Source organism: Mycobacterium sp. D16Q16 (genome assembly GCF_002013745.1).
GTDB lineage: Bacteria > Actinomycetota > Actinomycetes > Mycobacteriales > Mycobacteriaceae > Mycobacterium.
On the sequence record NZ_MAEY01000015.1, the window covers coordinates 185,304 to 204,428 of the forward strand.

A 19,125-nucleotide genomic window follows, 5' to 3' on the forward strand; every position below is an offset into this window, starting at 1 on the left:
TCGCTATTGAAAAAGTCTAATCGGATTGACGATGTCGGCGGTGATCGTCAACAGCATGTAACCGACAACCACCACCAGGACGAGATAGGTCGCCGGCATCAACTTCATGTAGTTGACGGGCGCGCCCGCGGTGAGGCCACGCGCCGACCGGATCATGTTGCGGATCTTCTCGTAGGTGGCGACCGCGATGTGTCCACCATCAAAAGGCAACAACGGCAACAGGTTGATGGCACCGAGCGCAAAGTTCAGCTGCGCCAACAGTATCCAGAACATGATCCACATGTCGTGCTCTACTGTCTCGCCACCCATGCGGCTCGCGCCGACGATGCTCATCGGAGTGTCCATCGCCCGCTCACTGCCGGTGATCGAGTCCCAAAGGGCGCCAACCTTAGTGGGGATCTTCCCGATGGCCTTCACGGTTTCGACGGCGACGGTCCCGATGAGGTTTCCGGTGGCGGGAACCGCGGTCAACGGGTTGTAGTGCTTCTGCGGTACATAGGTTCCCAGTGAGGCACCGACGGCACCCACCGAGATGAGCTTGCCTGCCTTTTCATCCCAGCGCTGCGTCTCGGTGACGGTCACGAGGAGCGATTGCTGCTTACCGTCGCGGACGATCTCGAAAACCTGCGGACCGCGCAGCTCTCGGATGGCGGTGACCATGTCGCTGGATGTGCTGAGCGGCTTGCCTGCGACGGCGAGCACTTGGTCACCCTCGCGCAGGCCCCCGAGCGCCGCCGGCCCCTCCCCGGTGCAGGTCGCCATGTCCTTGGGATCGGCGCTCTTTTGCGGTGCCACACAGCTCGTTTGCTTGATCTCGGGATGGGTAGGCGCGTTGTTGTCGGGCAAGCCCCAGAACAGGACGACGCCGTAGAAGACCACGATGCCGATGAGGAAGTTCATGGCCGGTCCGGCGAACAGCACCGCGACCCGCTTCCAGACCTTCTGCTTGTACATGGCACGGTCGGATTCTTCGGGGGTGAGCTGTTCCACCGAGGTCATGCCCGCGATATCGCAGAAGCCGCCCAACGGGACGGCCTTGAAGCCGTATTCGATGACGTCGTTGGCGCCACGGTTACTCTTGCGCTTGGTCGACCACAGCGTCGGACCGAATCCCACGAAGTAGCGGCGCACCTTCATGCCGGTGGCCTGCGCCACCCACATGTGCCCGCACTCATGCAGCGCCACCGACACCAAGATCGCCAGCGCGAATAGTGCGATTCCGATCACGTACGCAGCCATCAGGTTCGATTTTCCTCCGCGGAGATGAGTTGCGCAGCCTGCTGGTCAGCCCAGTTCTGCGCATCAAGTACATCGTCAACGGTAGCGGGTTCCGCAGAGGTTCCCTCCCATTGGCTTGCGGCATCGAGCACATCAGCAATTGTTCGCACGATGGACCTGAATCCGATACGTCCGGCCAGGAAGGCCGCGGCCGCGGTTTCGTTGGCGGCGTTGTAGACGGCGGTCATGCATCCCCCCGCTTCTCCGGCACTCCGGGCCAAGTCGACGGCGGGAAAAACCTGGGCATCCAGCGGCTCGAACTCCCAGGTAGAGGCGGTGCTGAAGTCGCAGGCCATAGCTGCGGCGGGTACCCGGTCCGGCCATCCCAGTGCCAGGGCGATGGGCAGTTTCATATCGGGCGGGCTGGCCTGTGCCAGCGTCGACCCATCGGTGAACGTCACCATCGAGTGCACGATCGACTGCGGATGCACGACCACCCCGATCTGCCGGTACGGCACACCGAACAGCAGGTGCGTCTCGATGAGCTCGAGCCCCTTATTGACCAGGGAGGCCGAATTGAGGGTGTTCATCGGTCCCATCGACCAGGTGGGATGCGCACCGGCCTGTTCGGGGGTGACGTCCTGGAGCTGCGGCGCCGTCCAGCCTCGAAACGGCCCGCCCGACGCGGTCAGGATCAGCTGCGCCACCTCACCGCGCGTGCCGCCGCGCAGACATTGCGCGAGCGCGGAATGTTCGGAGTCGACGGGGACGATCTGGCCGGGGGCGGCAGCCTTGGTGACGAGCGGCCCTCCGGCCACCAGGGACTCCTTGTTGGCCAGTGCCAGTCGTGCCCCCGTCTTCAGCGCGGCCAGGGTGGGACGCAGACCCAGGGCGCCGACGAGCGCATTGAGCACCACGTCGGCCTCGGTGTTCTCCACCAGCTCGGTAACGGCACCGGGCCCGCTGAGTACGGGTATGTCGAGCCGTTCAGCGGCACTCTCGTCCGCCACCGCGACGTTGGTGATCCCGGTGTCGGCGATCTGTTGCCGCAGCAGGTCGATGTTCCCGCCACCGGCCGCCAGGCCGACCACCTCGAAGCGATCGGGGTTGGCGGCGATGACCTCGAGCGCCTGGGTCCCGATGGACCCGGTGCTGCCGAGCAGCAGCACCCGACTGACCTCTGAACTACGTGTCACCTAGATATTGTGCGGCCTGCGCTAGCCCGAGACTCCCACCGGACGGTGCAGTTCGACGTCACCGGAGGCCGAACGCACCTTCACGAGGAACTTCTCGTCCCCCGCCAACGGTCCGTCCACCGAGTCCAGCGAGTTGGTGACGACGCCGCTGGCGGTGTCGATCTGCAGCCGGGCCGCGGTGCCCGTCGCGATACCGATGGAGGTATCGCCGCTGGCGGTGTCGAAGATCAGTCCGCCGACGACCGCCGATCCGATGGTCACCGATCCCGAGGACGAGGCGGCCTTGATATTGCCGCGCAGTTCCTTCACGGCGAGCTCTCCCCGAGCGGTGTTGAAGCCGGCATCGCCGGTGAGCTCACGGATCGATACCCCGCCCGACGCGGTATTGATGCGGGCGTCTCCGGTGATGGTGTCGATCAACAAATCACCACTGGCCGACTGAAATTGCACATCGCCGAACGCGCCGTCGGCGCGTACTTCGGCCGAGGCCACCGCGATGTCCAGCATTGACTGGCTGGGCAGCTCGATGATGACGTCGATGGTGCCGGTGCGGAAGGTCAGCCCCTGCGAAGAAAGCACAGTCAACACCCCCTTGGAGAAGGTGACCTTGGTGCGCTCGGCGGTCTTGACGTCCAGCGCCTTGCCGGCATCACGTGGCCGGACGTCCACCACGGTATTGGTGCGCTGGCTCGCCACGATCTGAAGTGTCCCGCGGGCGAGTTCAACCTTGGCGGCGATGGGGTCATGCGTTTCAAATTCCGGCAGAGCAGTCATGGTGTTCCCTTTCCTGTGTTAGCGGACCCAGCCGCTGATGGTGCGACCGGTACTGAATGTTGTTGAACTGGAGGGCTTTTTGGCCGCAGTGGCCGCGGCACGCACCAGCCAGGCGTTGAGCGAGATCCCCTCGTTCCCGGCGGCGGCCTCGACGATGGCGCGCAGGCTTTCCGGGAGTCGCAGCGTCACTCGCCAGGTGCCGGCGCTCTCGTCGATCGCGACGGCGGGTTCAGCCTCCTGTTGATCCACCGGCCGGCTCACCACGAACTCCGGCTCGCGGCCACGCAACCGCAGATCGACGGACGCAGGTGCGAGCTCTCGGGTGATCTGCTCGGCCGCCGCCGACAGCGCGTCCAGCAGGGCCAGCCGGAACGCCGATTCCAACGGAGCGGTCAATCGATCCGCGAGCTCCTCCGCCTCCGGCCCTCCGGCTCGAGCGGCCACCGCGAGTTCCTGACGCACCGTGTCGACATACGGTTGCAAATCCATGGTGTCATGGTGACACCATTTCAGTGTCATATCAAGTGTCACTTCCCGAGACTTCCCGCCGGGCAGGGGTGCCGCCTTCACCCGGGAGCGGGTGGACGTGGCAGACTATGGGCTGTAGTAGACGTCTGAGATTGGAGGGCTGGCGGTGGCCACGACTGAGGTTGTCAAGCACGACGGAGTCGACGTCGAGGACGTGCCGTCCGCAGCGTTCGGGCGCGGGCTCTCGGGCCAGAACCCCCGGATCTTCCACATCCTCGGCCTTGCCATCGTGGCCTTCTTACTGCTGCTACTTAAGGGCAATCACGTCGGCAAGGTTGAGGACATCTTCTGTGTCGGTTTCGCCATCATCGTCCTGGCCTTCACCGTGAACGACTACCTCGGCCGCCGTTCCGGCCGCATCCGCTAGCTAACGCTCGGACGCCGCCAGTTGGCCGCATGCCGCGGCAATCTCCCGGCCCCGGGTATCACGCACCGTGCAGGAGACTCCCTGCTCGCGTACGCGTCGCACAAACTCCCGCTCGACAGGCTTTGGGCTGGCGTCCCATTGGCTGCCCGGCGTCGGGTTCAGCGGAATCAGATTGACATGAACTAACTGGCCCAAGGCTTTTCGCAGCTTCTTGCCAAGTAGGTCGGCACGCCAGGGCTGGTCGTTCACATCGCGGATGAGCGCGTATTCGATGGACACTCGCCGGCCGGTGACATCGGCGTAGTAGCGCGCGGCATCGAGCACCTCACCGATCGCCCACCGGGTGTTGACCGGCACCAGGGTGTCGCGCAGCTCGTCATCGGGGCAGTGCAGCGAAACTGCGAGTGTGACCCCCAACCCCTCGTCGGCAAGTTTGCGAATGGCCGGCGCCAGCCCCACGGTTGACACCGTGACACCGCGCTGCGATATGCCGAATCCCTCGGGGGGCGGCGCGGTGATCTTGCGCAGCACCGTGAGCACCCGGTTGTAGTTCGCCAAGGGCTCACCCATACCCATGAAGACGATGTTCGACAGCCGGCCGGGCCCGCCCGGCAGCTCGCCGTCGCGCAATGCTGCCGCAGCGTCACGCACCTGTTCCAGAATCTCGGCGGCCGACAGGTTGCGCGTCAATCCGCCCTGACCGGTGGCACAGAACGGGCAGGCCATACCGCACCCGGCCTGAGAGGAGATACACAGCGTGTTGCGGTCGGAGTAGCGCATGAGCACTGACTCGACGGTGCTGCCGTCGTGTAAGCGCCACAAGGTCTTTCGGGTGTCGCCGGAATCGCAGGCCACCTGGCGCAGCGGGTTGAGCAGTCGGGGAAACAGTGCCTCACCCACACCATCGCGCGCACCCGCAGGCAGGTCCGTCATCGCCGCAGGATCGCCCACCAGCCGTCCGTAGTACTGGTTCGCGAGCTGCTTGGCGCGAAACGCCGGAAGCCCCAGGGCCAACACAGCGTCACGACAATCGGCGGCGGTCATATCGGCCAGGTGACGCGGCGGCATGGCCCGACGCGGAGCGTCGAACACCAGAGGCAGGGATCCTTTGTCGGCAGACATAACCGACTCAGTATCCCAGGCCCGCGCTAGTTCCCCGAACTAGAACGTGCCCGCACATGCATGCGCTCCCCCTGCGGGCCGAAAATATGCAACACCTCGACGGGCTTATCGGTCGGATTGCCGAACCAATGCGGGATGTGCGTATCGAACTCGGCGGCCTCACCAGCAGGCAGGATCAGGTCCAGCTCGCCGAGCAACAGGCGGACCTTCCCGGACAGCACATACATCCACTCGTAGCCGTCGTGAACCTTCAGGTTGGGCTCCCCCTTCGGCGAACGCGGCGGGATGATCTGCTTATAGCACTGCACCCCGCCGGGCCGGCGTGTCAGCGGCAGGTACACCGATCCGTGTCGGGTGAACGGTTTGGGGTGTATTCGCGGATCCCCCGTGGCGGGCGCGTTCACCAGCTCGTCGAGCGGCACCTGGTGCGCCTCGGCAAGGAGCAGAAGAAGCTCCAGGGTGGGTCGGCGCTGACCGGACTCCAGACGAGACAACGTGCTTTCGGAGATACCCGTCGTCTCGGACAACTGCGCCAGAGTGACCTGACGGTGCAGGCGCAAGGCCCGCAGCCGCGGCCCCAGGGCATCGAGCACGGCCTCCAACCGCTGATTCTGATCGTCCACACCGACCATAGTGACAACGAAATTGCCACTTTGGCAAGAAAGCTTGCGCTTTTCGCAGATTCGCCCCAATAGTGGTGCCATGAAGACACTCTGGGATGTAGCCATCATCGGTGGCGGTGCCGCGGGCCTGTCGGCGGCCATCACTCTCGCCCGGTCGCGGCGGTCGGTCGTCGTGATCGACGATCACCACCCGCGTAACGCGCCAGCGGATCGGGTTCACAACTACCTCGGACGCGAGTCGACACCCCCGGCCGAGCTGTTCAGCATCGGGCGCGGTGAAGCCGAGCAATACGGCGCGACCTTCCGCGACGCACGCGTCACCTCGGTATCCCACGCGGACAACCATTTCGACGTGGCAGTGGATTTACCGGACAACACGACCTCGACGGTCCACGCCCGCCGGGTCCTGGTGGCCACGGGAGCGGTGGATGAACTGCCCGACGTCGAGGGACTGGCGGAGCGCTGGGGCCGCGACGTCCTGCACTGTGCTTACTGCCACGGCTGGGAGGTGCGCGATCGCGCCATCGTCGTACTGGGCACCGGCCCCCTGGCGGTGCACCACGCCCTCATCTTCCGCCAGCTCAGCGATAACGTCGTGCTACTGCGGCACAACGATTTTCCGCTTTCGCCTGACGACGCCGCGCAGCTGGCCCGCCGGGACATCGGCGTCGTGGACGGACCGGTGACACGGCTGCGGATCACCGACGACGCACTCACCGGGGTAGAGCTGGAAACCGGAGCCACGGTTCCATGTGAGGCGCTAGTCGTCGCGACGATGGTGTCGGCACGCATCGACATGCTTACGCCGACAGGGCTGACGGCGCAGGAGATGCGACTCGGAAACCACCTGTTGGGGACGTATCTGCCGGTCACCAGGGGTGCCACCACTGTGCCGGGAATCTACGCCGCCGGGAACGTCACCGACATCAAGGCGCAAGTCATCACCTCGGCTGCGGCCGGAACCGAGGTCGCCGCAACCATCAACGCCGACCTCGCGGTCGCCGACGCCCAGGAGTTACAACATGTGTGATCACCACAATCCGCCGTCCGACGAGAAATCGTGGGATGAGTTCTACCGGTCGCACGACGCGTTATGGAGTGGCAATGCCAACCCACAACTGGTACAAGAGATTTCGACCTTGCCGCCACGTACCGCGCTGGATGCCGGCTGCGGCGAGGGCGGTGACGCGATCTGGCTCGCCCAGAAGGGTTGGCAAGTCACCGGAATGGATTTCGCGGAGACCGCCTTGCGCCGCGCCGCCGACAATGCCACCCGGGCAGACCCCGAACTTGCCACCAGGATCACCTGGATGCAAGCCGACCTGACCACATGGCAGCCGAGTCGTCGATTTGATTTGGTGACATCACATTTCATGCACCTGCCGACAAAGCTTCGTGAGCCGGTGTTCACGGCGCTGGCCACAGCAGTGGCCCCGGGGGGAACCTTGTTGATTGTCGGGCACCATGCCTCGGACATGCAGGCGGCGATCGGGCGGCCGGACCTGCCCGACTGGTATTTCACCGCGGAGGACATCGCCGACGCCCTCGACCCGGACCAGTGGAATGTCCTTGTCGCCGAGTCACGCAATCGCACCTTCACGCGGGACGACGAAGAGTTCGATATCGCCGATACGGTGCTGCGTGCTGAGCGTAAGCCAGCCGGGTAACGACCTAGGCGATAGCCGCGGATTCTCCCGAAAGAGCCTCGCGCGCAGCACCTTCCACGGCTGAAAACACGGCGGGGTCGAGCCCGCGGCGGCCGACGACCGAGAGTGTCGCCAGGTTCGCCGCGGGCATGGCCTCCACCGGAGCGATGCCGTCGGGCAGCCACCCGATGATGGGCAGCAACGCCATCCCCAGACCCGACCGCAGACCCGCGTACAGCCCCGACAAATCCGGTGATTCGCCGACAATCTGGTACGGACGGCCCAGAGTGTGCAGCGCACTGAACATGGGGGCGCGCAAGGTACAGGGTTCGGTGAAGGTCATGACCGGCAAGGGCTCAGCGGAACTCGCCTTGTAGCCACGCGCCGCCACCCACTGCAAGCGCACCGTGCCCACCGCATTGGCACGATCCAGGCCTGACCCATCGAGAATGACGGCCAGGTCCATACTTCCCCGGTCGACGGATTCGGCGAGGTAGACGTTGCGGTCGAACCGCACACGCACCGACCAGTCCGGGAGGTGACTACGCAGTGCCGTGGTGATGCTCGGCAGTATCAGGTCCGCGCCATGCTCGGTGACCCCGAGAATCACCGTGCGCTCCTGACCGGCTATTAGATCGTCTACCGCGGCATCGTGCGCGGCGAGGATGCGGCGGGCATGCGCCAGCAGCTGCGCGCCCTTATCGGTGAACACCACACCGCGCCCCGAGCGCCGGACCACCGGCTCGCCGACCGCGGTCTCCAGCTTGCGTACATGTTGGCTCACCGCGGATTGGGTCAGATGCAGCACGGCCGCGGCCCGATGGAATCCCCCGCAATCGGCGACCGCGACCAGCGACCGCAGCGGCGCGATATCGAGTGTCGAACTCGCCATGTCGCCACCGTAGTCCGATCACAATATTTGATCAATATTTCCTCGTCCACGCGTCTAGCATCAGCCTGGCAGGCACGTTGAATATCAATCGATCACAATTGCTGATTGATTCTGATCAGTAATTATCGTTGGACATCAGCCGTCCGGACCGGCGACGATGGCTGCCATGCAGAAGATGCCGGCGTCCTACGCGGTCGCACTGACGTTTCTGTACGCGCTCGGGTACCCGATTGGCGCGCTCTCCGTATCGGCCATGACGCCCATGCTGGTCCTGGTGGCCCGGTTCGCCCTCGCCGGAGCAATCCTTGCCACCTGGGCGTTCTTCGCGAAGGTCGCCTGGCCGACGGGCCGCAAGCTCGGCCACGTCATCGTCGCCGGGCTGCTGATGCAGGCCGTGCAGTTCTGCGCGCTGTACGAAGCGCTCGAGCACGGGGCTCCTGCCGTCCTCGGCGCCGTCGTCATCTCCATGAATCCGGTGGTCACCGCCGTGTTGGCCGCCCTGTTCCTGAGTGAACGCCTCAATGGCTGGCGGATTGTTGCCCTGGGCCTGGGAGTGCTGGCCGTATTGGCCGCATGTGCCCCTCGACTGCTCGCCACGGGCGGTATCGACACCGTGCTGGTGCTGCTTCTGGTCGCGTTGTTGGGCCTGGCCGCCGGCGGGGTGTATCAGCAGCGCTTCTGTGCCGACGTCGACTTCCGGGTCAACAGTGCCATCCAGAATCTGGCCGGCCTACTGCCCGCTGGGGCGCTGGCACTACTGACACCCAGTGCCGTGCACGACCCCTGGAAGGCCGCGGGAGCTGTCGCGGCGGTGGTGCTGTTCAACGCCACCCTGTGCACCTCGCTCTATGTTCGGTCGGTCAGCAAGTTCGGTGCAGCGGCGGTGGCCATGCTGTTCTGTGTCATTCCCGCGGTGGCGGGACTGTTGTCCTGGATCCTGCTGGGCCAGCGGGTGGATATCGGCATGGGAATCGGCCTGGTGATCGGCGCACTCGCCTGCTGGCTGAACGCGCGGGCAAGCCGGCCATCCAAGGCTCACGGGAACCCCGCAATCGAGGCGGCAGCCGCCGCGCCTACCCGTCAGCCGGTGGTGGCCAGCTAGCCTGGCTGCATGCGTGCCCTGTTACTCGGTGGTCTGACCATGCTGGGAGCACTGCTCCTTGTCACCGGATGCTCGAAGGGGGCATCGGTCTCGCCGACCACGCCCTCATCCAGTACGCCGCCATCAAGCAGCATCACAAGCAAGGCCCCCACCTCGACCACTACGACGACTCCCATCGAACTACCCGAGCCCGTCGCGGGTGCGCCGTATGACGCAGTGGCGCAGTGGATTTCCAAGGGAGCGCCGGCGGATGTCGCCAACTTCCACTCGGCCACCAGCCAGGACGGGCAAAAGACCGATCTCGGTGACAACGTCGCGTTCAGGACTCCGTCGGGCAAAACACGATGCATGACGAGCAATATCGAGTCGGATACGCTGTCCTGCCTGGTCAATCTCACAAATCCGCCGAAACGGCCCGCCGGCACCGAGGGCAACTGGGTCGGCGGATGGACAGATTTCAATGGCCACCAGGTCACGGTGGGTGGGTTGCATGGCGATCCCGGCCCCTTCCAAAGTGGTGACGGAAACCCACTCGACTACGGCGGCCGCCTGACATTCGGAGACTTCGGTTGTCGCAGCGAGACTTCCGGATTGTTCTGCGCGAACACCAAGACAAAGTCCGCCATTCGGATCAGCGACGCCGGAATCGAGCCATTCGGCTGCCTGAAAGAGACCACCCCTGCCGACGGCAGTGGCCGGGAATTCAGCTGCTAGTCCAGTACGCGGGCTAGATACTCCGCACCGCGCGGCGAGAGCCGATAGCCGACGGGCAGACTCAGGGTCAGACCCAAGTTCTTGAGCTTGCGCACGTGCACCTTGAAGGTAGCCAAATCGGGCCAACGCGAGCAGGATTCGAGGTCTTTGGCCCGCACCTCCGGACGTCGGGCTATCTCGCGCAGCACCTCGCGGGTCCAGGGCCCCGCCGTGGCGCTACGGTCCATCCGATCCAGTCTCGCGTCGATGTGGGCGACATCGTCGGCCGAGAGCGTCGCCGATGATGCCAGCGCCGCACGTGGATCGGCCATCGCAATCTTGCGAAATGCCAAGCGGTACAGCGGGTCGGCTCCGCTCGCACCGATATCGCTTCGCGCCAGCGCGGCCGAGGGGTACCCCGCCAACAACGCGTCGGCATCGTCGATATCGCGTGCGGTGATCTTGTCGACGGCATCGACCTCGATGAAGTCGAATTCGGTCATGGAGCGAATGCGGTCCGAACCGACACGGTAGCGACCGCCCACCTTGACCTGCGGGCGCTTCCAGCGCCGGTACGCCACCGAGATGGTGCCGTCATGGATTCCGGCCCGCAGCCGCGGCTCGAACAGCATTAGACGCCCAGGTGAGAACCGTAGAGCTCTTCGAGCGCTCGCCAGTGACGCTCGGCCGCCACTTTGTCGTAGGTGGCGTTGTCGGTGACTGCGAACCCGTGTTTGGCGGGATACGTCTCGATGGTGTGCCGCACCCCGGCATCGGTCAGCACCTGTGCCAGCAGCTGGTCTTGCTCGGGCGGGAAGGACGCGTCGTCCTCCGCGGCGGCCACCAGCACGACGCCAGTGATCCTGTCGGCGACGTGGTGTGGACTGTTGGGGTCGTCGGCGTTGGCGAGATTGCCGCCGTGGAATGACGCGACCGCACCCACCCTGGACGCGTGAGTCGCCGCCACCCGCAACGAGATCCGTCCTCCCATGCAGTAGCCCGTCAGGCCCACCGTGTCACCCGTCACCTCGGGCTGCTGAGCGAGGAACTCCAGAAAGGCGCCCGCATCGGCATCGATCCGGGCGGGGGTTAGCGTCCCCATCGTCGCGAAGAGACGGCCACGCTCTTCCGGGTCTCCAAATGCCGTCGCCAGATCGAAAGCTTTCCAATCGCCTTCGCGGTAGTAGACATCGGGCACCAGTGCCACGTATCCGAGCGCCGCGAGTCGGTCCCCCATCTCCCGCATGACCTCACGGGCACCACCCGCGTCGGGATAGACGATGACGGCGGATCCGGGCTTGTCCGGAACGTGCAGCGTTGCAGGGCATTGCCCGTCGGGCGTGCGGATCTGAACATCGCGGCGAGACATGTTTCCATCAAACCAGCCACCAGGCTGAGCAGCTAGTGCACTGGTATCTTGGGCCTCACTATCTGTCAATGACCAGGGGGAATCTGATGGCCTTCGCCAGTACGCTGTCCACATCGTGGCAAATTTTCAAAACGTCCGCGAAGGTGCTCAGCTCCCGCAAGGAACTCGTGGTTTTCCCGATTCTGTCCGGGCTCACCGCATTGCTCGTGCTGATCGGGATGGTGGCCCTCGGCGTCCTGCTCCTGCCCGCGACGACCGGAGATTCGGTGCCGCCGCTCTTTTACCCAGTCTTCGCCATCGGGTACTTCGTGCTGATGTACGTCACGACCTTCTGGCAAGCGGCGCTCATTTCGCAGGCGAATATCGCGTTGGAGGGCGGAGACCCGAGTGTCGCCGCGGGTATCTCGACGGCAGCCCAGCATGGCGGTCGTCTGCTGCCCTGGGTTCTCATCACCGGTGTCGTCTCCTGGATCATCAGCGCCGTCGAGGAGCGGGTGCCGTTCGTCGGGCGATTGCTCGACGTCGCGTGGCGCGTGGTCTCTTTCCAGGTGCTGCCCACGATCGTGCTGGAGAACCGCGGCGCCATCGACGCCATCAAGAAGACCAAGGAAACCCTTAAGCACGCCTGGGGCCAGAACGTCGTCGGCATCGTGGGACTGAGCTTTTTCACCGCCATGTTGACGCTTCCCGGAGTCGGATTGATCTACCTGGGCATCGCGGCGAATGTGAGTGCCGTGACTGGCGTGTTCGCAGCACTCGGTGTGCTGTGGATCCTGGCGGCGTCCATCATCGGCGCCGCGCTCACCGGGATTTTCCAGACCGCCCTGTACCGGTTCACGGTTGACGGCCAGGTGCCCGGACCGTTCGCCGGGGTGGACCTGCGCCAGGCGCTCAAAACGCGCTAAACGTCGTTACGCAGCGTCGGCGTCATCCTCAGCTTCCCGTGGCGCGTGTCACGCTCCCTTACACCTCACGCGTCACACTGATAACTTGTGTAACACAGGTAACGAATTATCAGGGGACTTGGTGGCTTCATCCAACGCTCTGTCGACATCGTGGGACATATTCAGAACGTCAATACATCTGCCGCGCCGCCATAAAACCCTCGTACTGTTCCCCGCCGCGGCCGCCGTCACCGTCACCCTGTTCGTCCTGGTCCTGATAGCTCTGGGCCTCCTGCTACCGCCGAACATCGACAAGACCGCGCCGCAGTTCGTCCGTGCCGCCTTGGCCGTCGACTACGCCATCCTCATGTACCTCATGTTGTTCTGGCTCACTGCTCTCGTCGCGCAGGCGAACGACGCGCTAGAGGGTGAAGCGCCGAGCTTCGCCCGCGGTGTGGCTGCCGCGCGCCACTACCGCACCCGGCTGCTGCCCTGGGTGCTCATCGACACCACCGTCACGTGGGGTCTTGGCATCATCGACGAGAAGCTGCTGTACGTCGGCAGCCTCGTCCACGTCCTGTTCATCGGACGGTTCTTGGACCTGATGTGGCGCGCCGTCTCGTTTCAGGTGCTGCCGACAATGGTCCTCAAGGACGTCGGCGCCATAGAGGCCACCAAAGAGTGCACGAGGACGCTGCGGCGCATGCTGTCCAAGAACATCCTTGCCCAGCTCGCCCTGCGACTCTTCATCCTGATGCTGGTGTTGCCCGGAGTGGGCATGCTCTTCGCGGCCGCTGCGGTGGGACATGGAGTGCTGTCCGGGGTACTCGGGCTGTGCGGAGGGTTATGGATCGCGACGGCAGTGCTTTACGGGGCAACCGTCAGCGGCATCTATCAAACGGAGCTCTACCGACGTGCCCGCTCGGGCTAGATAAAGAGAGTCAACACAATCCAGGTGGCGACGGCCGAGGGTAGCAGCGAATCGAGCCGATCCATGATGCCGCCATGGCCCGGCAGCAGTGTGCCCATGTCCTTGATACCCAAGTCGCGCTTGACCTGGGACTCCACCAAGTCGCCGAGCGTTCCGGTGATGACGAGCATGATGCCCAGGGCGACACCGACGAACGGGTGATGTCCGAGCAGGAACGTCACCGCAAGGGTCGACGCGATCGTCCCCACCAGCAGTGAGCCCGCCAAGCCCTCCCAAGATTTCTTGGGGCTGATCGCGGGCGCCATCGGATGCTTGCCGAACAAGACGCCCGCCGCGTAACCGCCGATATCGGAGAAAGTGACACCGAGCATCAGGCAGAACACCTGCTCCGCACCGTTTTCTGGGTAGACCAGCAGCGCGCCGAATGACGCGAACAGCGGGATCCATGCGGCGACGAACACCGTGATGGCGACATCGCGCAGATAGTTGACCGGCTGCTGATTCAAGCCGTGTCCAACGAGACGCCAGATCATGCAGACCACGACGGTTGCGCCAAACGCTCCCAGTGCACCGGCCGTGCCCCACGGCCACGTCAGCCAGATCATCGCCTGCCCGCCGAAGAACAGCGGGATGAACGGCACCGAGATATCGGCCTGGCGTAGCCGCTTGGTCACCTCCCACATCGCGATCCCGAGGAAGACCGAGATGATCCCGACCCAGATCTCCTTCTGGTACAGGAGCGAGAAAATGATCATGGCGGCGAGGACAACGCCAACGCCGATGGCAGCCGGCAGGTTGCGTCCGGCTCGGGACTTCGCCCCGGAAGGGGGCGCAGGGCTGTTGCCGGGGGCCGGAGCCGCGTCGGTATCTCCCATGGTCGTCATTACCGGGGGCCCTAGACCTCCAGTAACTCGCCTTCTTTGTGCTTCACCAACTCGTCGATCTGGGTCACGTACTGGGACGTGGTCTTGTCCAGATCCTTTTCCGCGCGGCCTACTTCGTCCTCGCCGGCCTCGCCGTCCTTCTTGATCCGGTTGAGCTCGTCATTGGCCTTACGCCGGATACTGCGCAGGGTCACCTTGGCGTCCTCGCCCTTGCCCTTGGCCTGCTTGACGAGCTCGCGGCGGCGTTCCTCGGTGAGCTGCGGGACCGCAACGCGAATGATGCTGCCGTCATTGCTGGGGTTCAGACCCAGGTCCGAATTGCGGATGGCCTCCTCGATGGCCTTGAGCTGATTGGCCTCGTAGGGCTTGATGACCACCAGGCGGGCCTCGGGCACATTGATGCCGGCGACCTGCGTGATCGGCGTGATCGTGCCGTAGTAGTCGATGACTACCCGCTGGAACATGCTCGGATTGGCACGCCCGGTGCGAATCGTCGCGAAGTCATCGCGGGCGACCGCCACGGCCTTTTCCATCTTCTCCTCGGCATCGAGAAGAACCTCGTCAATCACGATTGATCTCCCATCGGGTTTGATGATCTTCGCGCAAGCGGCTCATCATGGTGTTACCAGCGTTCCGATCTTCTCACCTGCGACCGCCCTGGCGATATTGCCTTCGGTAAGCAGGTTGAACACCAGGATCGGCATCCGGTTGTCCATACACAGGCTGAACGCGGTGGCATCGGCGACCTGCAGGCCACGGTCGATGACCTCGCGATGCGTGATCTCCGGCAGGAATTCGGCATCGGGATTGGCGCGTGGATCATCGGTGAAGATGCCGTCGACCGCCTTGGCCATCAGCACCACCTCGGCACCGATCTCCAGGGCTCGCTGCGCTGCGGTGGTATCGGTGGAGAAGTACGGCAGTCCCATACCGGCGCCGAAGATGACGACGCGCCCCTTCTCAAGATGCCTTCTGGCCCGCAGCGGAATGTACGGCTCGGCGACCTGCCCCATGGTGATGGCGGTCTGCACGCGCGTGACAATGCCTTCCTTTTCCAGGAAGTCTTGGAGCGCAAGGCTGTTCATGACAGTGCCGAGCATGCCCATGTAGTCCGAGCGGGTCCGCTCCATACCGCGCTGCTGCAGCTGTGCGCCACGGAAGAAGTTGCCGCCGCCGATCACGACCGCGACCTCGGCACCGCTGCGGACCACCTCAGCAATCTGGCTGGCCACCCGGTGGACCACATCCGGGTCAAGACCGACGGCTCCCCCGCCGAACATCTCGCCGCCGAGCTTGAGCAGCACCCGCTTATATCCGGTGCGGCTCACATCGCGAGTCATCACGCCTCCTCGGTACGGGTTCGAAAGCCGGTGCGCAAAGCACAGCCATCGGGCCCGCTGCTTCCGCTCTTCACGCAAGCGGCTCATCGGAAGGCCGCGACGGCGGTGTCCATCCTGCCCTATTGGGCGACGCTCGTTGGCACGACCCGGCGAACCGAGCCCGGGTCGGCTGTGGTTTCGGTGAGGCCGACGAGCGCCTGCGGCAATGGCGCCACGTGCAGCACCCCGAGACGCTGGGTGGCGCGGGTGAGCGCCACATAGAGCTCGGCCGCACCTCGTGGGCCAGTGGCCATGATCCGTTCCGGCGCCACCACCAGGACGGCGTCGAACTCCAGCCCCTTGGTCTCCGAGGCGGGCACCGTACCCGGCACGCCCGGCGGCCCGATCACCACACTCGTGCCCTCTCGAGACTCCTCGTCATGGGTGAATTCCTCAATGGCTTTTGGCAATTCGTCCTCGGCGAGATGTCTGGACCAGGGCAGGACGCCACAGGAACGAACGGACTCGGGCGGCTGGGTACCCGGCGCGAACTCGGCCAGCAGCGCCGAGGCGACGGCCATGATCTCGGCAGGAGTGCGATAGTTCACCGACAACGGCCGGTACAACCAACGCCCCGGTACGTATGGCGCCAGGATCGCGTCCCAGGAGGTCGCCCCGGCCACCGATCGGCGCTGGGCCAGATCTCCGACCACCGTGAACGAACGACTCGGGCAGCGGCGCATCAGCACGCGCCAGTCCATTTCGGACAGTTCCTGCGCCTCATCGATCACGATGTGCCCGTATGTCCAGTCGCGGTCGGCCGACGCACGTTCGACGAGGTCGCGAGTGTCGCGTTCGGTGAAGCGTTCCGCCAGGTCCTCGGCACCGAGCAGATCGGTGGCGAAGAGGTGGTCCTCGTCGTCCATCATGTCCTCGCGGCCGGTCATCATGTCCAGCACACCGGAGGCGTACTCGGCCTCGGCCCGGCGTTCACGCTCGGCGGCCTCTTCCGCCGCCTTGTCGGGGCCCACCAGATCGATCAGCTCGTCCAGCAGGGGTACGTCTGAGACCGTCCAGGCATCGCCGACAGCGCGTGCCAGCGCCGGATCACCACCGGCGGCGCGCAGCCGCTCTGGTGAGGCGTACAGCTCCGACAACAGCGTCTCGGGTGTCAGCGTCGGCCACAGCTCCTCGAGCGCAGCCGCGAATCCCTCGTGATCCCCGAGTTCGTCCAGCAGCTCCGCACGCAGGTGCTCCCAGGCCTTGCGGTCCTCACGGGTGAGCCACCCCTTGCCGATGCGCGGGATCGCCCGTTCCGTGAGCGCCCACGTCAGGACGTCGGTGAAGACGGCCCGTGCCTCGTTGTGCGGGAGCTTGCTCGCGCGCGCCTCATCGATGGCCCACTGCGCGATATCGGCATCGATGCGCACCGAGACATCGGTGAGCTGGATCCGCAGTGGCTCCACGGGAGTCCGCTGCCGATCCGCGACCGCCGCCGCGAGCACGTCGAGAATCTGCAACGAGCCCTTGAGCCGCGCCGCATCCGCTCCATCCTCTGCCGTGACCTTAAGACCCGGCAACAGCTCTCCCGCCGTCGTGAACACCACATTGGTCTCGCCCAGCGACGGCAGCACCCGTGAAATATGGCTCAGGAAGGCAGCATTCGGGCCCACAACCAACACGCCGTGGCGTTCCATCCGCTGGCGCTGGGTATACAGCAGGTAGGCAACGCGGTGCAGGGCCACAACGGTCTTGCCCGTGCCGGGTCCGCCCTCGATGACCAGCACGCCGGGATGATCAAGCCGGATGATCCGGTCTTGTTCGGCCTGAATGGTCGCCACGATGTCGCGCATCCCGTTGCCGCGTGGTGCGTTGACGGCGGCGAGCAGCGCCGCGTCACTCATGCTCCCGCGTTCACCGTCGTGGTCTTCACCGTCCGGCCGCCCGAGGAGCTCGTCCGCGAAGGCATCCACGTGACGTCCCCGAGTCCGGAATTGACGTCGCCGGCGGGTGTTTTCCGGGTTGGCGCCGGTGGCGGTGTAGAACGCCTGCGCCGCCGGAGCCCGCCAATCGATCAGCAGCGGTTCATAGTCGTTCGTCTTGTCGAGAAGGCCAATGCGCCCGACGTAGGAGTGCTCCCCCGTGAGGGCGTCCAACCGGCCGAAGCACAGCCCGTCATCGGCGACGTCCAAGCGTTGTGCCTGCCGGGCCAGTGCGCGCACCTCGTCATCGCGCTCGACCATCGCGGCGCCGTTCTGCTGATCGACCGGCTCGCGCAGGGCACTGCGGTATCGCCCCCTGACGCGGGCACGTTCGGCGTCCAGCCGCTCGTAGAGTCCGGCGATGTACTCCCGCTCGGATTCCAGTTCTTCTTCGTATGTCGTCAACCGGATGTTCCCCGTTTTCGTTCTCGTTCATGGCATCTGACATTCAGTCTGTGATATCCAGCCTGCGATTGTGCGGTATGACCGGGGCCTTGCCGCAAGCCCTCCTGTCCGATATATGTTGAAAGGGGCGGGTTATTCATATCGAGTCGGCGGCCGCCATCGTCCGCAGCTCTTTTCTCCAGCTCCACAGGCCGACCGCGGCCATGACGGTCAGGAAGGCGTAGAAGCCCGCGGTGAGATTGAGGCCCTTGAACAGATAGACACCCACGGAAAACGAGTCGGTGACGATCCACAAGGCCCAATTCTCTATCCATTTTCGGTTCATCATGAATTGGGATACGACACTGAGCCCAGTGATTGCCGAATCAAGCTGAGGGGCATTGGAATCGGTAAAGGTGATCAGGAATACATAGAGTCCTGCCACCAAGGCCACCAGCGACACCGCCAACGGCAGCCACGCCCACGACGGCGTCCGCCGCACTACTACCCCGTGCCGTCCCTGGCTCCGCCTCCCCCACAGGTACCAACCCTGCACGGCTAGCGCGATAAACATGATCTGCAGGGCAGCATCGGCGTACAGGGTCTGCCGCGCGAAGACCACGATGTAGAACAGCGAGCTGACGATCGCCACCGGAAAGGTCCAAATATTTTGCCGGACAGCAAGGATGACGAATAGCACACCGGCCATGCTGCCGATTAGCTCAGTCCAGTCCACGGCAACAGGCTAGCCGAGCACCAGTAAGCTCGCGCCATGGCAACACCGGCCCGACTGCGGAGCTTCTCGTGGCTGGCCGGGCTCATCAATGAGAGTCAGCCACGGTGTGGGGATGTGCGCGTCGTCGCCATCGACGGCAGGGGCGCCGCCGGTAAGAGCACCTTTGCTGCGCGATTACACACCGCACTGTCAGCGACAACCCCGTCGACGGTGGTCCTGCATACCGATGACTTTGCGTCCTGGGACGCGTTCTTCGGATGGTGGCCCCGGTTCCAGGAGCAGGTACTGACGCCCTGGACGCACGGCATGGCAGCCCAGTATCGACGGTACGACTGGGAGGCCCGCGAGTTCGGTCCGCAGGAGCAGTGCCCACCTCCTTCGGTGCTGATTCTCGAGGGCGTCGGGTCCGGCCGCTCGGCCGCCGCCGACCAGTTGAGTTCGCTGATCTGGGTGCAGACCGACCAGGCAACCCGTC

The 19,125-nt window shown here is 64.7% G+C and carries 22 protein-coding genes; 8 read left to right on the forward strand and 14 right to left on the reverse strand.

Annotated features, from left to right (window positions below; all coding sequences use genetic code 11):
• Positions 1–3: 3 nt before the first annotated feature.
• Genes B4394_RS17240 through B4394_RS17255 form a run of 4 tightly spaced genes read right to left on the reverse strand, consistent with a single transcriptional unit; the run spans position 4 to position 3,677 of the window.
• On the reverse strand, positions 4–1,239 hold the full coding sequence (locus B4394_RS17240; protein ID WP_078287587.1) for a M50 family metallopeptidase: 1,236 nt from the start codon (positions 1,237–1,239) through the stop codon (positions 4–6).
• Complete coding sequence (gene dxr / locus B4394_RS17245; RefSeq protein ID WP_078315769.1) at positions 1,239–2,414, reverse strand: 1-deoxy-D-xylulose-5-phosphate reductoisomerase; 1,176 nt, start codon at positions 2,412–2,414, stop codon at positions 1,239–1,241. Before dxr ends, B4394_RS17240 begins: the two co-directional genes overlap by 1 nt.
• Before the next feature lie 21 nt (positions 2,415–2,435).
• Positions 2,436–3,188, reverse strand: a complete 753-nt coding sequence (locus B4394_RS17250) for a DUF4097 family beta strand repeat-containing protein (protein WP_078315770.1) — start codon at positions 3,186–3,188, stop codon at positions 2,436–2,438.
• A gap of 18 nt (positions 3,189–3,206) precedes the next feature.
• A complete protein-coding gene (locus B4394_RS17255; RefSeq protein WP_078315771.1) occupies positions 3,207–3,677 on the reverse strand; it encodes a toxin-antitoxin system HicB family antitoxin in 471 nt (156 codons plus the stop codon).
• 145 nt (positions 3,678–3,822) lie between these two features.
• Between B4394_RS17255 and B4394_RS17260 the strand changes: the two genes are divergently transcribed.
• Positions 3,823–4,083 (forward strand): DUF2631 domain-containing protein, encoded by a 261-nt coding sequence (locus B4394_RS17260; RefSeq protein WP_078311074.1) that lies wholly within the window; start codon positions 3,823–3,825, stop codon positions 4,081–4,083.
• Here B4394_RS17260 and rlmN read toward each other — a convergent pair whose 3' ends face one another.
• Both rlmN and B4394_RS17270 read right to left on the reverse strand, forming a co-directional pair.
• Positions 4,084–5,205: a dual-specificity RNA methyltransferase RlmN gene (gene rlmN / locus B4394_RS17265; RefSeq protein WP_078311075.1), complete on the reverse strand. Its 1,122-nt coding sequence runs from the start codon at positions 5,203–5,205 to the stop codon at positions 4,084–4,086.
• Between the two features lie 26 nt (positions 5,206–5,231).
• Positions 5,232–5,807 (reverse strand): helix-turn-helix domain-containing protein, encoded by a 576-nt coding sequence (locus tag B4394_RS17270; RefSeq protein WP_170915019.1) that lies wholly within the window; start codon positions 5,805–5,807, stop codon positions 5,232–5,234.
• A 100-nt stretch (positions 5,808–5,907) separates the two neighbouring features.
• On the opposite strand from B4394_RS17270, the gene B4394_RS17275 reads away from it, so the two are divergent.
• The gene (locus B4394_RS17275; RefSeq protein WP_078315772.1) at positions 5,908–6,858 is read left to right on the forward strand and encodes an NAD(P)/FAD-dependent oxidoreductase; all 951 of its coding nucleotides are present in this window, start codon (positions 5,908–5,910) and stop codon (positions 6,856–6,858) included.
• A complete protein-coding gene (locus B4394_RS17280) occupies positions 6,851–7,495 on the forward strand; it encodes a class I SAM-dependent methyltransferase (RefSeq protein WP_078315773.1) in 645 nt (214 codons plus the stop codon). Before B4394_RS17275 ends, B4394_RS17280 begins: the two co-directional genes overlap by 8 nt.
• Before the next feature lie 4 nt (positions 7,496–7,499).
• On the opposite strand, the gene B4394_RS17285 is transcribed toward B4394_RS17280, so the two are convergent.
• The gene (locus B4394_RS17285; RefSeq protein ID WP_078311079.1) at positions 7,500–8,366 is read right to left on the reverse strand and encodes a LysR family transcriptional regulator; all 867 of its coding nucleotides are present in this window, start codon (positions 8,364–8,366) and stop codon (positions 7,500–7,502) included.
• A 157-nt stretch (positions 8,367–8,523) separates the two neighbouring features.
• Here B4394_RS17285 and B4394_RS17290 point away from each other — a divergent pair, with 157 nt between their 5' ends.
• Positions 8,524–9,468, forward strand: coding sequence for a DMT family transporter (locus tag B4394_RS17290; RefSeq protein WP_502688532.1), 945 nt, complete (start codon positions 8,524–8,526; stop codon positions 9,466–9,468).
• A 9-nt stretch (positions 9,469–9,477) separates the two neighbouring features.
• Positions 9,478–10,182: a hypothetical protein gene (locus tag B4394_RS17295; protein WP_078315775.1), complete on the forward strand. Its 705-nt coding sequence runs from the start codon at positions 9,478–9,480 to the stop codon at positions 10,180–10,182.
• On the opposite strand, the gene B4394_RS17300 is transcribed toward B4394_RS17295, so the two are convergent.
• The gene (locus B4394_RS17300; protein ID WP_078315776.1) at positions 10,179–10,793 is read right to left on the reverse strand and encodes an ASCH domain-containing protein; all 615 of its coding nucleotides are present in this window, start codon (positions 10,791–10,793) and stop codon (positions 10,179–10,181) included. The two genes, B4394_RS17295 and B4394_RS17300, sit on opposite strands and share 4 nt — an antisense overlap.
• A complete protein-coding gene (locus tag B4394_RS17305) occupies positions 10,793–11,530 on the reverse strand; it encodes a dienelactone hydrolase family protein (protein WP_078315777.1) in 738 nt (245 codons plus the stop codon). Before B4394_RS17305 ends, B4394_RS17300 begins: the two co-directional genes overlap by 1 nt.
• A 68-nt stretch (positions 11,531–11,598) precedes the next feature.
• Here B4394_RS17305 and B4394_RS17310 point away from each other — a divergent pair, with 68 nt between their 5' ends.
• Both B4394_RS17310 and B4394_RS17315 read left to right on the forward strand, forming a co-directional pair.
• Positions 11,599–12,435: a DUF6159 family protein gene (locus B4394_RS17310; protein WP_078311084.1), complete on the forward strand. Its 837-nt coding sequence runs from the start codon at positions 11,599–11,601 to the stop codon at positions 12,433–12,435.
• Positions 12,436–12,556: 121 nt separating this feature from the next.
• A complete protein-coding gene (locus B4394_RS17315; protein WP_078315778.1) occupies positions 12,557–13,345 on the forward strand; it encodes a DUF6159 family protein in 789 nt (262 codons plus the stop codon).
• Here B4394_RS17315 and B4394_RS17320 read toward each other — a convergent pair.
• From B4394_RS17320 to pnuC, 5 genes are all read right to left on the reverse strand, one after another.
• Entirely contained in the window at positions 13,342–14,220 is an 879-nt protein-coding gene (locus B4394_RS17320) for a phosphatidate cytidylyltransferase (protein WP_078311162.1), read from the reverse strand. The two genes, B4394_RS17315 and B4394_RS17320, sit on opposite strands and share 4 nt — an antisense overlap.
• A gap of 20 nt (positions 14,221–14,240) precedes the next feature.
• A complete protein-coding gene (gene frr / locus B4394_RS17325) occupies positions 14,241–14,798 on the reverse strand; it encodes a ribosome recycling factor (RefSeq protein ID WP_078311086.1) in 558 nt (185 codons plus the stop codon).
• A gap of 45 nt (positions 14,799–14,843) precedes the next feature.
• The gene (pyrH, locus tag B4394_RS17330) at positions 14,844–15,569 is read right to left on the reverse strand and encodes a UMP kinase (protein WP_030094003.1); all 726 of its coding nucleotides are present in this window, start codon (positions 15,567–15,569) and stop codon (positions 14,844–14,846) included.
• A 119-nt stretch (positions 15,570–15,688) separates the two neighbouring features.
• On the reverse strand, positions 15,689–17,935 hold the full coding sequence (helR, locus tag B4394_RS17335; protein WP_078311087.1) for an RNA polymerase recycling motor ATPase HelR: 2,247 nt from the start codon (positions 17,933–17,935) through the stop codon (positions 15,689–15,691).
• Between the two features lie 136 nt (positions 17,936–18,071).
• Positions 18,072–18,650 (reverse strand): nicotinamide riboside transporter PnuC, encoded by a 579-nt coding sequence (gene pnuC, locus B4394_RS17340; protein ID WP_078315779.1) that lies wholly within the window; start codon positions 18,648–18,650, stop codon positions 18,072–18,074.
• 36 nt (positions 18,651–18,686) lie between these two features.
• On the opposite strand from pnuC, the gene B4394_RS17345 reads away from it, so the two are divergent.
• Positions 18,687–19,125, forward strand: a 439-nt coding sequence (locus tag B4394_RS17345; RefSeq protein ID WP_078315780.1) for a uridine kinase family protein, incomplete at its 3' end; no start/stop codon positions are given.